This window comes from Nocardia jiangxiensis NBRC 101359, from assembly GCF_000308615.1.
GTDB lineage: Bacteria > Actinomycetota > Actinomycetes > Mycobacteriales > Mycobacteriaceae > Nocardia > Nocardia jiangxiensis.
Genome location: NZ_BAGB01000070.1, coordinates 17,913 through 34,485, shown reverse-complemented (window position 1 = coordinate 34,485; position 16,573 = coordinate 17,913). Strand labels below are relative to the sequence as shown.

Sequence of the window (16,573 nt, the reverse complement as noted above, 5' to 3'; positions counted from 1 at the left end):
GGCCGATTCCAGCAGCCGCCGCCGATCCCCGGAACGCTCATGCGCCGAGGCAGCCTGCGCGGCGGCGTCGGCCGCCGACAGCAATGCGCCGATCTCCTCGAATTCCGCTGCGGCAGCGTCCAATCCGGACCCGTCGTGGGAGGCGACCGCCACCGCGTGCCGGGCCTGCACCTGTACCAGCCGCCCATCGATGCGAGCCGCCAGATCGGCCAGCCGCCCCGCGACGCTGGCATCGCCGAATCGCGCCGCGGTATGCAACGCCATCGCCTCGATCGCATGCTGATTCGACCGCGCGGCGGCATCGGCCGCACCGATGGCCAGCCGCACGGCCGGGGTCACCGTGCCCTCGGCGGCGGCCTGCCAGGCCCGCGCGATCTCCAGCTGCGGTTCGTACACCGCGCTGTGCCGCCCGCCCCGGGCGATCGCCTCGGCGATGCTGTCGGCGGCCTCCGCGCCCCGGCCCAAGGCCGAATACGCTTCGGCCAGACGGATTCTCGCCGGAAACATCCACGCCGCCGCACCCTCGGCGGTCAATGCCGCCAGCGCCTGTTCGAGATTCTCCACGCCGTCCAGGAACCGGCCCTGCGCGACGTCGACGGTGCCCTGCAGGATCTTCGACAACCCCCAGGCGAGATACTGACCGGGCGCGGAATAACCGAAATACGCTGTGGCACAACGACGTGCGCTCGGCAGGTCGCCGGTCAAGGTGAGCGCCAGCACCTCGGCATGGGTGGACATGAACCGATTCAGCCCATCGATGTCCGACTCCACCTCGTGCCCCCGCGCGGCATAGGCGCGCGCGGCTTCCCCGCGCCCCATCAGCGCCAGCGACAATCCGCCGCCGAACGCCGACCACCACACCGCCCACGAGGGCGCCTGCGGTGTCGACATGACGTTGTCGGCGTCGACGAACGCGTCCTGCAAACGGTTCTCGTTCACCGCGCACGCGGAAGCCAAGCCCTGCAACGTCAATTGGATCTTGGGATGCCGCACCTTGCTCCGGACCAGCGCGAGCACCTCGTCGGCGCGATCGGCATCGCCCATGGCCCACAACAGATTCGCCACGCGGGTACTGCCCCAGCGGGCGAGCTGCACCTCGTCGAGCTGATCGGCGTCGAAACTGGCCAGGGTGCGTTCGGCCTCGATCCGGTGCCCCTGCCACAGCAGTGCGCGGGCCAGCAGATCTGCCGCCTCCACACCACCGCGACGTTCCACCGCGGCTCGCGCGAAGCGCTCACCGAGCGGGATGTTGGCCAGTCCGATGGCATCCTCGGCGGCGGCCTCGAACAGTTCCAGATCCGCGGAACGGTCACTGTCCAAGGCCAATTCGGCGAGCCGGATACGATCGGACGCCGATTTGACCGGACGTTCCCGCAGCGAGGAATACAACCGCCCACGTAATCGACGCGCCGAGGCGATACCCAGCCGACGCCGGATGACCTCGCCGAACAGTGGATGGTTGTACCGCACCAGCAGTTGATGGCCGTTCTCGACGATCCGGATGACGCCGCGCGATTCGGCGTTCTCCACCGCCTCCTCGCCGGTCAGCTCGGCCATCACGTCCAGATCGATCGGCTCGCAGAAGGTCAGCAGTTCCAGTACCCGCAGCACCTCGTCGGGGAGCTGCTCGACCCGATCCTCCAGCAGCGCAGCCAATTCGGAGGTGACTGCCGCGCGTCCGCGCAACTGCCAGACCCCGTTGACCTGACGCAGCGTGCCCGCCTCCAGCGCACCCTCGACCAGATGCCGCAGGAACAGCGCGTTTCCGCCGGAGGACTCCCACATCAGATTCGCGGTGAATCCCTCGAGCTGCCCGCCGAGCATGGATTCGACCAGTTCGACGCTCTGGCGTTCGGTGAAGGGGGACAGGTCGATTCGCAGCAGATGCCCGTCCTTCCACAGCGAGGTCACCGCGTCGGGCACGGTGACGCCGCTGCGGACGGTGCAGACGATGTGCGCGGCCTTGTCGATGGCCAGTTGCAGAAGCAGTGTCGCAGAGAGCTGATCGAGCAGATGCGCGTCGTCGACGCCGATGATGGTGTGCCCGTCGGCCAGCAGCGCCTCGCGCGCCGCGGCCATGAACGTCACCGGATCGTGTGCGGTGTAGACGCCGACCATGTGCGCGAAGACGCCGAGCGGAATGCTGCGCGCGGATTCGGTTCCGGCGACCCATCGGATGTTGCCGCCGATCGTGGTAGCGGCCTGCCTGGCCAGGGTGGTCTTGCCGACCCCCGCGTCGCCGGTGAGCACCGCCCCGACGAATTCGGTGCCGGTGAGGGCGGCGCGCAGTAACTCCAGTTCGCTGCCGCGCTCGATCATCGGCCAGTTCCGAGCCATGGAACTTACTTTAGTGCCTCATGATTCCGTGCGTGGAGGGTGAACCCCGCACGGCGGCAAGCGGATCGGAAACCTCGAATGCATGCTACGAGTTCAGCTGCGATTTCGCAGCTCTTCCCCGGCGAGGATGTCCGGACCGGACACCCCCGCCGGGTAGCGGATCAGTTCGCCCAGACCTGTTCGATCGGGGTGCCCTCCGACGGCGGCGGCGTCGGCACCGCGCCGGGGGTGCGGGAGAACCGGGGCGCGGGTGCGTGCTGCACGACACCGTCGATCTCGACCAGGCCGGTGCGTGCGGCGATGTGCTCGTTCTGCTCGGCTTCGGTCATGGTCAGCACCGGTGTGCAGCAGGCGTCGGTGCCGGTGAAGACCGCGGTCCACTCGTCGCGGGTGCGGGTCTTGAACTTCTCGGCGAACAGTTTGCGCAGCTGGTCCTGCCCGGCCGGGTCGATCTGCTGGGGCAGGCCCTCGGGTTCGATCTCGAGACCCTTCAGGAATTCGGCGTAGAACTGCGGTTCGATGCAGCCGACCGCCATGTATTTACCGTCGGAGGTCTCGTAGGTGTCGTAGAAGGCCATTCCGGTGTCGAGCAGGTTGGATCCGCGCTCGTCGGACCACAGGCCCACACCCTTCATCCCCCAGATCATGTGCGACAGCGCCAGTGCGCCGTCGACCATCGCGGCATCGATGACCTGGCCCTTGCCGGAGTTCTGACGTTCCACCAGCGCGGCGAGCACGCCGAACACCAGGAACATCGAACCGCCGCCGAAATCGCCGACCATGTTCAGCGGCGGCACCGGCCGCTCACCCTTGTGGCCGATGGCGTGCAGGACGCCGGTCAGCGAGATGTAGTTGATGTCGTGTCCGGCGCGATCGGCCATCGGTCCGTACTGGCCCCAGCCGGTCATGCGGCCGTAGATCAGTCGCGGATTGCGCTCGAGCGCGACGTCCGGGCCCAGGCCCATCCGTTCGGTGACGCCGGGGCGGAAACCTTCGAGCAGGACGTCCGCCTTCTCGACGAGGCCGAGCACCTTCTCGATGTCGGCGGGATCCTTGAGGTTGGCCTCGACGATGGTCCGGCCGCGCCACTGCGGGCGTTCCATGAATCCGGGCAGCATGCCGGGGCGCTGTACTCGCACGACGTCCGCGCCCAGGTCGGCCAGCAGCAGCGCCGCGTGTGGACCGGGGCCGATACCGGCCAGTTCGACGACCCGGATACCCGCGAGCGGGCCCTGTGCGGGGGTGGATGAATCGGTCACGAAAACCTCAGCTCGTCGTTCCTCGCACCGGCGCCGGCCGCCGGTGTTGACATACCGACAATAAAACCTGCGGATGGGGTGCGTCACGGGGGTGGTGGGCATGGCCCGCGGTGGATCGATCAACACGTGTTGCGTCGATAATGCCGTGTACTCGCCGCGGATGCGCTATCTCTTGTCTCGACGCATGTTCCACGAGGGGAGTTCGGGTGATCACCAGAACGTTCGGCACACTGATATCGGTTCTCGCGGTGACGCTCGCCGCGGCGGGCTGCGCATCCCACGCCGACCAGCCGATTCCGGTGCGCGCCATGGTCGTCACCATGTTCGACCCGGAGGCCAAGCCCTGGGTGGACCGGCAGCGGTGGACCCACGAGATCGCCCTGCCCGGTATCCGAACGCCGGTGCGCTGCAACGATTCCGGACTGTGCATGATGGTGACCGGCGAGGGCAAGGTCAATGCGGCGCTGTCCGTGTCGACCATGCTCGCGAGCCCGAAACTGAACCTGGACAAGGCATATTTCATCACCGCCGGTATCGGCGGGACGCCGCCCACGGCCGGGACGCTCGGATTCGCCGCGTGGGCGAACTGGGTCGTGGACGTCGATCTGGGGCATCACATCCTGCCGCAGGACGATCCCGCCGCGCCCAACGGCTATCTGTCGCTGGGTGATTCGGACAAGCCGGTGACCCAGGCATATCAGCTGAACAGCGCACTCGTCGACGAGGTGTACCGCAACACCAAGGATGTCGCGCTGGCCGACGATCCCGGACTGGCCCCGGTGCGGGCCGCCTATCCCGCGCAGGCCGGACACGACAAACCGTTCGTCGCCGAATGCGACAGCGCCACCGGCGACAACTTCTTCTCCGGCGCGGCCTCCTCGACGCAGACCGCGTACATCGTCGGCCTGCAAACCGGCGGCAAGGCGCACTACTGCACCACGCAGATGGAGGACAACGCCACCGCCGCGGCCCTGGCCCGCGCCGGGAAACTGGACCGCTACGTCGATCTGCGCACCGCCAGCGACTTCGACCAGCCACCGGCGGGCGGTTCGGTCACCGACCTGTTGAACGCCACCTACACCGGCTTCGCGATCTCGGTCGAGAACGCCTACCGAGTCGGCCTCGCCGCGGCGAACTATCTCGTGAAGCGACCGAATTGACCCGGTCGGGCGCGGCTACGGCAGATCGGTGCGGCCCAGGCGCAGGGTGGGCTGCCCGATCATCGGCAGCGGCCGGGTCGGCGGGCTGGCCTCCGGCGGATGCGCCTTGACCGGCAGGCCGTAGAAGGCTCGCGCGTTGTCCTCCAGCACGCGGTGCACATCGGATCCGATGACCTCGCCGATCAGCTCGACGTCGGCGTCGCGGAACGGGCGTCCGGCGCGGGTGCCAGGTAGATCCGAGCCGAACATCAAGGCGCCGGGATTGACGGTGTGGATGCGGCGCAACGCCGTGCGCACATCCATCGACACCCGCCCGAATCCGGATGCCTTCACCTTCGCCCCGCGATCGACGAGGTTGAGCAGATAGGGCAGGCATTCGTCGGACATGCCCATGTGGTCGACCGACAGCGCGGGCAACTTGCTGATCACCGGCTCGAGCGACCCCAGCATCGACCCGTCGATGTACAGCTCGACATGCCAGCGCGCCAGCTCGTACACGCGCAACGCCAACATGGTCAGTTCGACGATGTCACCGGCGGCGCGCTTGAGATTGAACCGCAGCGCCCGCACCCCCGCCTTGCTCAACTCGACGATCTGGGCGTCGGAGATCTCCGGATGCAGATTGGTGACCCCGACCCAGTTGTCCCCCAACTCGGCCAGCGCCGCCCGCAGAAACCCCTGATCGGTCCCCTGAAACGACCCGCTCACCACCGCACCACCGTCGATATCGAAGCGCGACATGCGCTTTCGATAGTCGGCGATGGTGAAGGGCGGCGGGATGAAGCCTTCGTTCTCGATCAGCGGAAACCGCGGATCGATCAGATGGACATGGGCGTCGAACACAGAATCAGCATGCACTATTTTCTGCGACGGCCGAAGACTGCAGCATCAACCTTTGTGGGGTTCGCTGGCGCGGAGCATGTCTTCGCGTTCGACGACCTTGACGCGTTCGCGGCCCTGGGGCTCGCCGAGGGCGCGTTCGTGGGCGTCGAGGCGGTACCAACCGGCCCAGGTGGTGAAGGGGATGCCCTTGCTTTCCAGGAAGTCGGTGACCGCGTCGAGTTCGGGTTCGGCGGCGGCGGTGAAAGCGGCGGCGTCGTCGAGCAGGCAGGCGATGGTTTCGTTGGCGTCGCCCTTGGTGTGGCCGATCAGGCCGACGGGGCCGCGCTTGATCCAGCCGGTGACGTAGGTGGCGGGCAGGTAGCGTCCGGCGCCGTCGGCGTTCTCGTCGACCAGGACGCGTCCGGCCTCGTTCGGCACGGTTCCGGCCTGATCGTCGAACGGCAGCTGCGGGATGTTCTGCGACAGGTAGCCGACGGCGCGGTACACCGCCTGGACGTCCCAATCGCGGAATTCGCCGGTGCCCTTGACGTTTCCGGTGCCGTCGAGCTGGGTGCGCTCGGTGCGCAGGCCCTTGACCTTGCCGTCCTCGCCGACGAGTTCGGCCGGTGACTCGAAGAAGTGCAGGAACAGTTTGTGCGGGCGGGCGCCGACGTCGCGGATCGCCCACTGCTCGATGGTGTTGCAGACCATGTCGACCTGCTTGGAATGCCGGCGGGCGGCTTCGGAGCCTTCGTCGTAGTCGATGTCCTCGGGGTCGACGATGACTTCGATATTCGGCGAGTGGTCGAGTTCGCGCAGTTCGAGCGGGGTGAACTTGGCCTGGGCCGGGCCGCGACGCCCGAAGACGTGCACCTCGACGGCCTTGTTGGCCTTGAGGCCCTCGTACACGTTCGGCGGGATCTCCGTCGGCAGCAGTTCGTCACCGGTCTTGGCGAGCACTCGCGCGACGTCCAGTGCGACATTTCCCACACCGAGCACGGCGACCTTCTCGGCCTCCAGCGGCCAGGTGCGCGGCACGTCCGGGTGCCCGTCGTACCAGGACACGAAGTCCGCGGCGCCGTAGCTGCCGTCCAGGTCGATACCCTCGACGCCCAGTGCGCGGTCGGCGTTCGCGCCGGTGGAGAAGATCACCGCATCGTAGAACCGGCGCAGATCGGCCAGGGTGATGTCGGTGCCGTAGTCGATGTTGCCGAGCAGGCGCACCTGCGGCTTGTCCAGGACCTTGTGCAGTGCGGTGATGATGCCCTTGATGCGCGGATGATCGGGCGCGACACCGTAGCGGATCAGGCCGAACGGCGCGGGCATGCGCTCGTACAGGTCGATGCTCACGTCGGCGTCGGATTTCATCAGGGCGTCGGCGGCGTAGATTCCGGCCGGTCCCGCGCCGACGATCGCGATGCGAAGCGGGCGCGCGTCGGACTCGGAGGTGGGGTTCACCTCGCCCTTCGACTCTGCACTGGTTTCGGTCATTCTTCTGCGCACCCTTTGGTCGAAATCTGTGTCGTCATGTCTCAGCCGCCGTTCTTAGCTTAGGCTAAGTTGACGTGGGTCCGGGTTTCCGGCCGATCCTTCCTACCGATCGATGCTGCATCGTTGCCGCTCGAGGATCGGAGTTCGCGCCGACCGTGGCCGGGGCTGGCGGTGATTCTATCGGTGACGGCTATGGCCGCGGTTCCCGGTCCGGGTCGCGGATTCGGGGTGCGCGCGAGAACCTCACTCCCTACCAGGGATGATCGAGATATGAGTGACCCGGAATCCGCCGCCGACGCGACCCCGATCGATCAGAACGAGGCGGTCCGCTCGCCGGTGCCGTTCATCGCTGCCGCGGTGATCGCACTTCTGGTGATCGGCGGTGTCCTGATTGCGGCGGTGCTGCGCCCGGCTGAGAAGAATGTCACAACTTCGGACCGGTTGGTCACCGCGATCCAGAATTTCGCCACTGCCCAGAGCGGCACCGACCCGGCGCGTCGCGCGGCCACCGCATGCAGCGGATTCGACCCCGCGCACTCGCCGTTGGGCCCGGACGCGGCCGGAAAGAAGATCGAAATCGTCCGCATGACCGACCCCACCGCGAACGGCAAACGCGCCAAGGTCACGGTGACCAGCTCGGTCGACGGCCACGAATCGACGTCGACCTGGAACCTCACCCAAACCGGTAACGACTGGTTCGTCTGCAGTGTTTGATTGCCTCCGCTCCGCTGCGGCGTGTTCGCGGCCCCTGGAGTCTCACCGCTCGGCCCCGTGTCGGGTACTCGTTCCTCGCACCCGCCACGCGTCCGAGCGGCGAGACGGGCCGCGAACCCTCGGGGGTCGGCGTGTCAGTTGCGTCCGATTTCGGCTTTCCGTGCAGCGCTGACGAGCCCGTGTGCTGGAAAATAATCTTGTCGTAGTCGTGAGAGGTGGGGTTTGACAGGTGGGTGTGTGGCCAGGCAATCTCGATCTCAGGTCATGAGCACCAGCGTCAAGCCCCGGCTCGCTGGTCGGCAACCCTCCTCCGCGGTGGGGTGCTCCGGGTGACGACCTGGCCACGCCGCCGAACAGGCGCGGCAAGTGCGGATTCTTCGAGGAGGTTCAGCTAGTGAGTTACGCGGGTGACATCACTGTCCAGCAGGCATGGGATCTGTTGCGCGACAATCCTGATGCCATTTTGGTGGATGTGCGCACCGAGGCCGAGTGGCGGTTCGTCGGGGTGCCCGAGACGAGTGCGATCGACCGGCCGACGGCCCTGATCGAGTGGGTCGACGGCGCCGGGCAGCGTAACGACGCCTTCGTCGATCAGCTGAAGCAGACGCTGGCCGGCCGGGCAGCCGAGAGCGATGCGCCGGTGATCTTCCTGTGCCGCTCCGGCCAGCGATCCATCGGTGCGGCGACGGCCTCCACCGCGGCCGGATTCACACCCTCCTACAACGTCCTGGCCGGTTTCGAGGGCCCGCTCGATGCCGACGGCCATCGCGGCGGCGCGGGCTGGCGTGCCGAGGGGCTGCCCTGGAGGCAGTCGTGATCACCGGCGGAGCATTCGACAAACCGCTGCCCGAGGGCGTCGGCCCGGCCACGCTGGGTGTGCGAGGCGGCCTGCGCCGCTCCGGATTCGAGGAGACCTCCGAGGCGCTGTACCTGTCCTCGGGTTTCGTGTTCCCCAGTGCGGAAGCGGCCGAGGCGTCGTTCACCGGCGACGTCGAGCATTTCGTGTATTCGCGCTACGGGAATCCGACCGTGGCGATGTTCGAGGAGCGGATGCGGCTGATCGAGGGCGCGGAGGCGTGTTTCGCGACCGCGAGCGGGATGTCCGCGGTGTTCACCGCGCTGGCCGCGCTGCTGGGCAACGGTGATCGGCTGGTCGCCGCGCGCAGCCTGTTCGGCTCCTGTTTCGTGGTGTGCAACGAGATCCTGCCGCGCTGGGGTGTGGAGACGGTCTTCGTCGACGGCGAGGACCTGAGCCAGTGGGAGCAGGCGCTGTCGGTGCCGACCGCGGCCGTCTTCTTCGAGACCCCGTCCAACCCGATGCAGACCCTGGTGGATGTGCGCCGGGTGTCCGAGCTGGCCCATGCGGCGGGCGCGAAAGTGGTGCTGGACAACGTCTTCGCCACACCGCTGCTGCAGCAGAGCCTGACGCTGGGCGCGGATGTGGTCGTGTACTCGGGCACCAAGCACATCGACGGCCAGGGCCGGGTGCTGGGCGGTGCGATCCTCGGCGACAGCGAGTTCATCGGCGGCCCGGTGAAGAACCTCATGCGGCACACCGGTCCGGCGTTGAGCCCGTTCAATGCGTGGACGTTGCTCAAGGGGCTCGAGACGATGCCGCTGCGGGTGCGTCATTCGGTGCAGTCGGCACACAAGATCGCCGAATTCCTGGAGCAGCAGCCGTCCGTGTCGTGGGTGAAATACCCCTTCCTGCAGTCACATCCGCAGTACGAGCTGGCGCGGCAGCAGATGAGCGGCGGCGGCACGGTCGTCACCTTCGAGTTGGCCGCCGACCCGTCCGAGGCGAAGAAGCGCGCGTTCGAGGTGCTGAACCGGCTGCGCATCGTCGACATCTCCAACAACCTGGGCGACGCCAAGACGCTGATCACCCATCCGGCCACCACCACGCACCGCGCGATGGGAGCCGAAGGCCGTGCGGCCGTGGGGATCACCGACGGCGTGCTGCGCATCTCCATCGGCCTCGAGGACGTCGAGGATCTGCTCGGCGACCTGGATCAGGCGCTGGGCTGAGCATCGCGGACCGGGAAGCGTCCGGCGCTTCCCGGCCGGGCGATGATTTATCCGATTCCGCACCGTCCTACCTGCAATCGACAACGCAGGGAAGGTACTCGGATGCAGATCCTGGCTCGCTTGTGCATGAGCGCCGACGGTTACGTCAGCACGCCCAACGGGTGGCCGCCGCAGGTGGTGGATCCGGCGCACGGGCACGGCAGCCACGGCATCACGGAATTCCTGCGGACCTGCGAGGCCGCGCTGATGGGCCGCACCACCTTCGAACCCGCGCTGAGCAACGACTTCTGGCCGTGGCCGGATCTGCAGGTGTTCGTGCTGGCGTCGGAGCGTCCGGCCGGGACGCCCGATCACGTGACCGTGGACAGCGATCCGGTCCGGTTGCTGGAGGCGTTGCGGGCGGCCGATCGCGGCGGTGACGTCCACCTGATCGGCGGCCCACGCACGATCGAGACCTTCCGGGAGCTCGGCGCCCTGGACAAACTCGAACTGGTCGTGCTGCCGTTCCTACTGGGTGGTGGTCTGCGACTGACGGATGCGCTGAGCGTCGAGATCGGCTTGGAACTCGAGAGTTCCCGCACTTTGGACGCCGGAGCGGTGGAGATCGTCTATCGGGTGAACTCCGGCGGTGGTGTGGGCGAGGCGGCCCGGGAAGGCTGGGCTCCGGCCTCCCAGCGATCCGCTCGGGGTAGCTCCGGCGTCGGCAGTGATCGATGATCAGGTGTCGAACGGATTCGCGGTTCGCCCAACCAGATCCGCGACCGAATCGACCACGACCGTTGGGCGGTAAGGGTATTGCTCGACCGATTCGCGGGTGGAGATGCCGGAGGTGACCAGGATCGTGCGCATTCCGGCCTCGAGTCCGGCGATGACATCGGTGTCCATCCGGTCGCCGATCATCACCGTGGATTGTGAATGCGCGCCGATGCGGCGCAGCGCCGAACGCATCATCAGCGGATTCGGTTTTCCGACGTAGTACGGATCGCGTCCGGTGGCGCGGGTGATCAACGCGGCCACCGAACCGGTCGCGGGCAGCAGGCCCTCGCGCGACGGGCCGGTGGCGTCCGGATTGGTCGCGATGAATCGCGCACCTCGCTCGACCAGCCGGATCGCGGTGGTGATCGCCTCGAACGAATAGGTGCGGGTCTCGCCGAGCACGACGTAGTCCGGATCGCTGTCGGTCAGCACGTAGCCGATCTCGTGCAGCGCGGTGGTCAGGCCGGATTCACCGACGACGTAGGCGGTGCCGCCGGGACGCTGTTCGCTCAGAAAGGTCGCGGTGGCCAGCGCGGAGGTCCAGATCGACTCCTCCGGAATGTCCAGGCCGCTGTGCCGCAACCGGGCCGCCAGATCGCGCGGGGTGCGGATCGAATTGTTGGTCAGTACGAGAAAGGGAACGTCGTTGGCCTGCAGTTCCTGCAGGAACTTGTCGGCGCCGGGGATCGGGTGGTCCTCGTGCACCAGGACCCCGTCCATATCGGTCAGGTAGGACAGGATCGGTTCGTCGTCGGCAGTCACCAGCACATTGTGGGCCATGGAGGTTTCGGTTGGTGGCGTTGTGTGAAGGTGCGACCGTTCACACAGACCGTTTCGGAGCTGACTATGGTCGAAGAAGGCCCCAAAGGACGGGGTGCTGTGGAATGTGGCACACCCGCTCGGCGCTGCACAGGGTCGACGGGACTGTCGGCAACGGTGAACAGGAGTGGACGCAGTGAGTGATCTGAAGCTCGGATACAAGGCGTCGGCGGAACAGTTCGGCCCCCGTGAGCTGGTCGAGCTCGCGGTCGCGGCCGAGGAGCACGGGCTCGACAGCGCGACGGTGAGCGATCACTTCCAGCCGTGGCGGCACGAGGGCGGGCATGCGCCGTTCTCGCTGGCGTGGATGACCGCGGTCGGTGAACGAACCACCCGGATCCAACTGGGCACCTCGGTGCTCACCCCGACCTTCCGCTACAACCCCGCGGTGGTCGCCCAGGCATTCGCGACGATGGGCTGTCTGTACCCGGATCGGATCATGCTCGGCGTGGGCTCGGGCGAGGCGCTGAACGAGATCGCGACCGGATACAAGGGCGAATGGCCGGAATTCAAGGAACGTTTCGCGCGGCTGCGCGAGTCGGTCGATCTGATGCGCGCGCTGTGGACCGGTGACCGGGTCACCTTCGAGGGCGAGTACTACCACACCGTGGGCGCCTCGATCTACGACGTGCCCAAGGGCGGCATCCCGGTGTACATCGCCGCGGGCGGCCCGCTGGTGGCCCGTTACGCCGGTCGTGCGGGCGACGGTTTCATCTGCACCTCGGGCAAGGGGATGGACCTGTACACCGAGAAGCTGATGCCCGCGGTCCGCGAGGGTGCGGCGAAGGCCGGGCGCACCGCCGAGGACATCGATCGGATGATCGAGATCAAGATCTCCTACGACACCGATCCCGAACTGGCACTGCAGAATACGCGTTTCTGGGCGCCGCTGTCGCTGACCGCGGAACAGAAGCACGACATCACCGACCCGATCGAGATGGAGGCCGCCGCGGACGCCCTGCCGATCGAGCAGATCGCCAAGCGCTGGATCGTGGCGAGCGACCCGGACGAGACGGTCGAGCTGATCAAGCCGTACATCGACGCCGGCCTGAACCACCTGGTCTTCCACGCCCCGGGCCACGACCAGCGCCGTTTCCTGGACCTGTTCGAGCGCGACCTCGCCCCGCGGCTGCGGGCGCTGTAGATCCTTTCCTCCGGCTGCCGCCGACCGCGCGGCAGCCGGGGCGGATCAGCTTCGGCGGACCGCGAAGATGCGCAGTTCGCGGCTGGTTCGGCCGCGGTATGCGGTGTACGCCTGGGAGATCTGTTCGAACTGGGCGAAGACCTCGGCTTTGCGTTCGGCGTCCTGTAGCAGTTCGGTGTGGACCGGAATGCGTTCTCCCGCAATGGTTATCACGGCTTCCGGATGGGCGAGCAGATTCGAGGTCCAGGCCGGATGATGTTCGCCGCCGAAATTGCTGCCGATCAGATACAGCACATCTCCGGCGTGTGCGTAGAGCAACGGAGTGGTGCGCGGCTGCCCGGATCTGCGCCCGGTCGTGGTGAGCAGGAGCGCGGGCGCGCCGACCGGCCCCAGCGCCGTGTACCGGCCCGCGGTGCGTTGGAGGATTCTGCGGTCCAGCGGGCCGAGCGCGCGGACCAGTGCGGATCCGGCGCCGGTCGCGGCGAACACGCTCACCGTGCGCCCGAGCAGGCCGGTCCGCGAACCCCACGGACGATCCGGAAACGGTGCTGTCATGGACGGATTCTAGGCGTGTGAATGTGATTTTCCAGTAGTTTGCCGTGCGATGGGCGAATCCGGCACGCGTGCTCGTTAAGCTCGCGGTCATGGCCGAGATCGCACCGTCCACCGTGTACATCGCCTCCCCCGAGGGGGACACCGGTAAGTCGACGGTGGCGCTCGGAGTGCTGCAGATGCTGTGCGCGACCACCCCGCGGGTGGGGGTGTTCCGGCCGATCAGCCGCTCGACCACACAGCGGGACTACATTCTGGAGTTGCTGCTCGAGCACAGCACCGCCGATATCGACTACGAGCAGGCGATCGGCGTCGGCTACGAGCAGGTGCACGCCGATCCGGATGCGGCGATCAGCGATATCGTGATGCGTTTCCACGAGGTCGCGAAGGTGTGCGATGCGGTGGTGATCGTCGGCAGCGATTACACCGATGTGGCCAGTCCCAGCGAACTGCGCTACAACGCGCGCATCGCCGCCAATCTCGGCGCACCCGTGGTACTGGTGCTGCGCGGGTCCGAGCGCACTCCCGATCAGGTCGCCGAGCTGGCCGAACTCTGCGCGGGCGAACTCGGCTACGAACACGCTCAGCTGGTCGCGGTCATCGCCAACCGCTGCGATCCCGAGGCGCTCGACCAGGTCGCCGCGGCGCTGGGCGTGGTGGACGTGCCGTCCTGGACGCTGCCGGAGGTTCCGCTGCTGACCGCGCCGACCATCGCCGAGCTGTGCGAGGCCATCGACGGCGAAGTGTATTCCGGCGACCCGGAATTGATGCAGCGCGAGGCGTTGCACGTGATGGTCGGCGGGATGACCGCCGAACACATCCTCGAGCGGCTGTCCGACGGTGACGCGGTGATCGTCCCGGGCGATCGTTCCGACGCACTGCTGAGCCTGGTGAACGCCCATGAGGCCGAAGGGTTTCCGTCGCTGGCCGGAATCATCATGAACGGCGGCATGCTGCCGCATCCCTCGATCGCGCGGCTGATCGCGGGTCTGAAGCCGAAACTCCCGATTCTCACCACCGAGCTGGGCACTTTCGACACCGCGGTCGCCGCACGCACCCGCGGCCGGGTGTCGCTGTCGAGTATCCGCAAGGTCGACACCGCGCTGGCGCTCATGGAGCAGCGGGTCGACGCACGAAAACTGTTGCAGCGCATCGAGGTTCCCATCCCTTCGGTGGTGACGCCGCAGATGTTCGAATATCAGCTGATCGAGCGGGCCCGTGCGGATCGGCGGCGCATCGTGCTGCCGGAGGGCAGTGACGATCGCATTCTGCGCGCGGCGGGCCGGGTGTTGCAGCGCAAGATCGCCGATCTGACCATCCTCGGTGACGAGGCCGCGGTGCGGGGCCGGGCTGCCGAACTCGGCGTCGACATCGCCGACGCGGAGGTCCTGAATCCCGAAACATCCAGTCTGCGTGACGAATTCGCCAAGGAATACGCGGCCCTGCGCGCGCACAAGGGGATGACCGAGGATCGGGCGCGCGAATACCTCACCGACATCTCGTATTTCGGCACGATGATGGTCTACAAGGGGATCGCCGACGGGATGGTGTCCGGCGCGGCGCACACCACCGCGCACACCATCCGGCCCTCGTTCGAGATCATCAAGACCGAGCCCGGCGTGTCGACGGTGTCCAGTGTGTTCCTGATGTGCCTGGCCGATCGGGTGCTGGCCTACGGGGACTGCGCGGTGGTGCCCGATCCGACCGCCGAACAGCTCGCCGACATCGCGATCTCCTCGGCTCGCACCGCCCAGCAGTTCGGCATCGAGCCGCGGGTGGCGATGCTGTCCTATTCGACGGGAGAGTCCGGCAGCGGCGCGGATGTGGACAAGGTCCGCACCGCGACCACCCTCGTGCACCAGCGCGCACCCGAACTGCTGGTGGAGGGCCCGATCCAGTACGACGCGGCGATCGAGCCGACGGTGGCCAGCACCAAGCTGCCGAATTCGGAAGTTGCCGGGCGCGCAACGGTGTTCGTCTTCCCCGACCTCAATACCGGCAACAACACCTACAAGGCGGTGCAGCGCAGCGCGGGCGCGGTGGCGATCGGCCCGGTGCTGCAGGGTCTGCGCAAACCGGTGAACGACCTGTCCCGGGGCGCGCTGGTCGCCGACATCGTCAACACCGTGGCGATCACCGCCATCCAGGCACAGACCGGACTCGAGTGAGCGGCGTACGCGAGGAAACAGGAGGCATGATGCGGGTCCTGGTGATCAATTCCGGGTCGTCGTCGATCAAATATCAACTGCTGGACCCGGTTTCGGGCACGGTCGCGGCCTCGGGCATGGTCTCGCGGATCGGTGAGCCGGTCGAGCCGGGTGCGGTGACGGTCGAGCACGATAGCGACGGGCACACCCTCGAACACGACGGGGCGATCGCGGACCACGCGGCCGGACTGCGGGTGGTGTTCGACCTGTTCGCGCAGAGTGGGCACGATCTGACCGGCGAGGGCCTGTATGCGGTCGGGCATCGGGTGGTGCACGGCGGGGAGGTGTTCTACCGGCCGACGCTCATCAACGACGCGGTGGTGCGTTCGATCGACGAGCTGTCCGCCCTTGCGCCGCTGCACAATCCGGCCAATGTCGTCGGCATCGAATCCGTGCGCCGGCTGCTGCCCGATGTCCCGCAGGTCGCGGTGTTCGACACCGCGTTCTTCCATGGGCTGCCCGATGCCGCGAAGACCTACGCCATCGATGCGAAGGTTGCTGCTGCGCAGGGGATCCGGCGTTACGGCTTCCACGGCACCTCGCACGAGTACGTCTCGGGCCGGGTGGCCGAGGTGCTGGGGCGGGATGCGTCGACGGTGAATCAGATCGTGCTGCATCTGGGTAACGGCGCATCGGCCTCGGCGATCCGGGGCGGTCGGGCGGTGGACACCAGCATGGGTCTCACCCCGCTGGAGGGCCTGGTGATGGGCACCCGCTCGGGCGACATCGATCCCGGCATCATCGCGCACCTCATGCGCACCGCGGATTTCGACATCGATGCGATAGACCAACTCCTGAACCGGAATTCGGGTATCAAGGGCCTGTCCGGCGTGAACGACTTCCGCGAGCTGCAACGCCTGATCGACACCGGTGACCGCGCCGCGAGCCTGGCCTACGAGGTCTACATCCACCGCCTGCGTCACTACATCGGCGCCTACCTGGTGGAACTGGGCGAGGTCGACGCGATCACCTTCACCGCCGGAGTCGGCGAGAACAGCCCCCAGGTCCGCGCCGACGCCCTGGCCGGGCTGACCCGCTTCGGCATCACCGTCGACCCGATCCGCAACGCCGCGAAAGACCGTGCGGCCCGGTATATCTCACCCCCGGACGCCCAGATACCGGTCCTCGTCGTCCCCACCAACGAAGAACTGGCGATCGCTCGCGCCGCCACCGCACTGGTCACCTGAGCTCGCGCCGCCCCGGACGCCGGTTTGCGGACCTGGCTGCGTTCGTGCGCGACGGTCGTGAAGCGGCAAACCGGAACCGAGTCGGGCCGGCATATCA

14 protein-coding genes and 1 riboswitch are annotated in these 16,573 nt (G+C 67.3%); of the genes, 8 read left to right on the top strand and 6 right to left on the bottom strand.

The features are described from left to right. Nucleotides 1–2,337, bottom strand: a 2,337-nt coding sequence (locus tag ON40_RS31355) for an ATP-binding protein (protein ID WP_040828639.1), incomplete at its 3' end; no start/stop codon positions are given. A gap of 161 nt (nucleotides 2,338–2,498) precedes the next feature. Further along, a complete protein-coding gene (locus ON40_RS31350) occupies nucleotides 2,499–3,596 on the bottom strand; it encodes a CaiB/BaiF CoA transferase family protein (RefSeq protein ID WP_040828615.1) in 1,098 nt (365 codons plus the stop codon). 206 nt (nucleotides 3,597–3,802) lie between these two features. Here ON40_RS31350 and ON40_RS31345 point away from each other — a divergent pair, with 206 nt between their 5' ends. Next, a complete protein-coding gene (locus tag ON40_RS31345; protein ID WP_040828614.1) occupies nucleotides 3,803–4,756 on the top strand; it encodes a purine-nucleoside phosphorylase in 954 nt (317 codons plus the stop codon). 15 nt (nucleotides 4,757–4,771) lie between these two features. Here ON40_RS31345 and ON40_RS31340 read toward each other — a convergent pair whose 3' ends face one another. Beyond that, nucleotides 4,772–5,599, bottom strand: coding sequence for an amidohydrolase family protein (locus ON40_RS31340; protein WP_051193795.1), 828 nt, complete (start codon nucleotides 5,597–5,599; stop codon nucleotides 4,772–4,774). A 45-nt stretch (nucleotides 5,600–5,644) separates the two neighbouring features. Then, nucleotides 5,645–7,069 (bottom strand): FAD-dependent oxidoreductase, encoded by a 1,425-nt coding sequence (locus ON40_RS31335; RefSeq protein ID WP_051193794.1) that lies wholly within the window; start codon nucleotides 7,067–7,069, stop codon nucleotides 5,645–5,647. A 270-nt stretch (nucleotides 7,070–7,339) separates the two neighbouring features. On the opposite strand from ON40_RS31335, the gene ON40_RS31330 reads away from it, so the two are divergent. From ON40_RS31330 to ON40_RS31315, 4 genes are all read left to right on the top strand, one after another. Continuing rightward, nucleotides 7,340–7,783 carry an Rv0361 family membrane protein gene (locus ON40_RS31330; RefSeq protein WP_040828612.1) on the top strand — a complete coding sequence of 148 codons (444 nt, stop codon included), beginning with the start codon at nucleotides 7,340–7,342 and terminating at the stop codon, nucleotides 7,781–7,783. A gap of 260 nt (nucleotides 7,784–8,043) precedes the next feature. Further along, nucleotides 8,044–8,158: riboswitch (SAM riboswitch) on the top strand. A 19-nt stretch (nucleotides 8,159–8,177) separates the two neighbouring features. Next, nucleotides 8,178–8,600, top strand: a complete 423-nt coding sequence (locus ON40_RS31325) for a rhodanese-like domain-containing protein (RefSeq protein ID WP_040828611.1) — start codon at nucleotides 8,178–8,180, stop codon at nucleotides 8,598–8,600. Further along, nucleotides 8,597–9,811 carry an O-succinylhomoserine sulfhydrylase gene (locus ON40_RS31320; RefSeq protein ID WP_040828610.1) on the top strand — a complete coding sequence of 405 codons (1,215 nt, stop codon included), beginning with the start codon at nucleotides 8,597–8,599 and terminating at the stop codon, nucleotides 9,809–9,811. The genes ON40_RS31325 and ON40_RS31320 overlap by 4 nt, the downstream gene beginning before the upstream one ends. A gap of 102 nt (nucleotides 9,812–9,913) precedes the next feature. Beyond that, nucleotides 9,914–10,528, top strand: a complete 615-nt coding sequence (locus tag ON40_RS31315) for a dihydrofolate reductase family protein (protein ID WP_051193793.1) — start codon at nucleotides 9,914–9,916, stop codon at nucleotides 10,526–10,528. Here ON40_RS31315 and ON40_RS31310 read toward each other — a convergent pair whose 3' ends face one another. Further along, nucleotides 10,529–11,287 carry an HAD-IIA family hydrolase gene (locus tag ON40_RS31310; protein ID WP_373282001.1) on the bottom strand — a complete coding sequence of 253 codons (759 nt, stop codon included), beginning with the start codon at nucleotides 11,285–11,287 and terminating at the stop codon, nucleotides 10,529–10,531. A 235-nt stretch (nucleotides 11,288–11,522) separates the two neighbouring features. Here ON40_RS31310 and fgd point away from each other — a divergent pair, with 235 nt between their 5' ends. After that, entirely contained in the window at nucleotides 11,523–12,530 is a 1,008-nt protein-coding gene (gene fgd, locus ON40_RS31305; protein WP_040828631.1) for a glucose-6-phosphate dehydrogenase (coenzyme-F420), read from the top strand. 45 nt (nucleotides 12,531–12,575) lie between these two features. Here the strand turns inward: fgd and ON40_RS31300 are convergent, their stop codons facing one another. Further along, nucleotides 12,576–13,085 (bottom strand): nitroreductase/quinone reductase family protein, encoded by a 510-nt coding sequence (locus ON40_RS31300; protein ID WP_040828608.1) that lies wholly within the window; start codon nucleotides 13,083–13,085, stop codon nucleotides 12,576–12,578. A gap of 89 nt (nucleotides 13,086–13,174) precedes the next feature. On the opposite strand from ON40_RS31300, the gene pta reads away from it, so the two are divergent. Continuing rightward, nucleotides 13,175–15,250: a phosphate acetyltransferase gene (gene pta / locus ON40_RS31295; RefSeq protein WP_040828606.1), complete on the top strand. Its 2,076-nt coding sequence runs from the start codon at nucleotides 13,175–13,177 to the stop codon at nucleotides 15,248–15,250. Between the two features lie 29 nt (nucleotides 15,251–15,279). Next, nucleotides 15,280–16,476, top strand: coding sequence for an acetate kinase (locus ON40_RS31290; protein ID WP_040828629.1), 1,197 nt, complete (start codon nucleotides 15,280–15,282; stop codon nucleotides 16,474–16,476). Nucleotides 16,477–16,573 lie beyond the last annotated feature (97 nt).

What these genes read in the sequence shown, in the direction of transcription:
- ON40_RS31335 (WP_051193794.1), bottom strand. Translation starts at nt 7,069, where the DNA reads ATGACCGAAACCAGTGCAGAGTCGAAGGGCGAGGTGAACCCCACCTCC.
- ON40_RS31330 (WP_040828612.1), top strand. Translation starts at nt 7,340, where the DNA reads ATGAGTGACCCGGAATCCGCCGCCGACGCGACCCCGATCGATCAGAAC.
- ON40_RS31315 (WP_051193793.1), top strand. Translation starts at nt 9,914, where the DNA reads ATGCAGATCCTGGCTCGCTTGTGCATGAGCGCCGACGGTTACGTCAGC.
- ON40_RS31310 (WP_373282001.1), bottom strand. Translation starts at nt 11,287, where the DNA reads ATGGACGGGGTCCTGGTGCACGAGGACCACCCGATCCCCGGCGCCGAC.
- ON40_RS31300 (WP_040828608.1), bottom strand. Translation starts at nt 13,085, where the DNA reads ATGACAGCACCGTTTCCGGATCGTCCGTGGGGTTCGCGGACCGGCCTG.
- pta (WP_040828606.1), top strand. Translation starts at nt 13,175, where the DNA reads ATGGCCGAGATCGCACCGTCCACCGTGTACATCGCCTCCCCCGAGGGG.
- ON40_RS31290 (WP_040828629.1), top strand. Translation starts at nt 15,280, where the DNA reads ATGCGGGTCCTGGTGATCAATTCCGGGTCGTCGTCGATCAAATATCAA.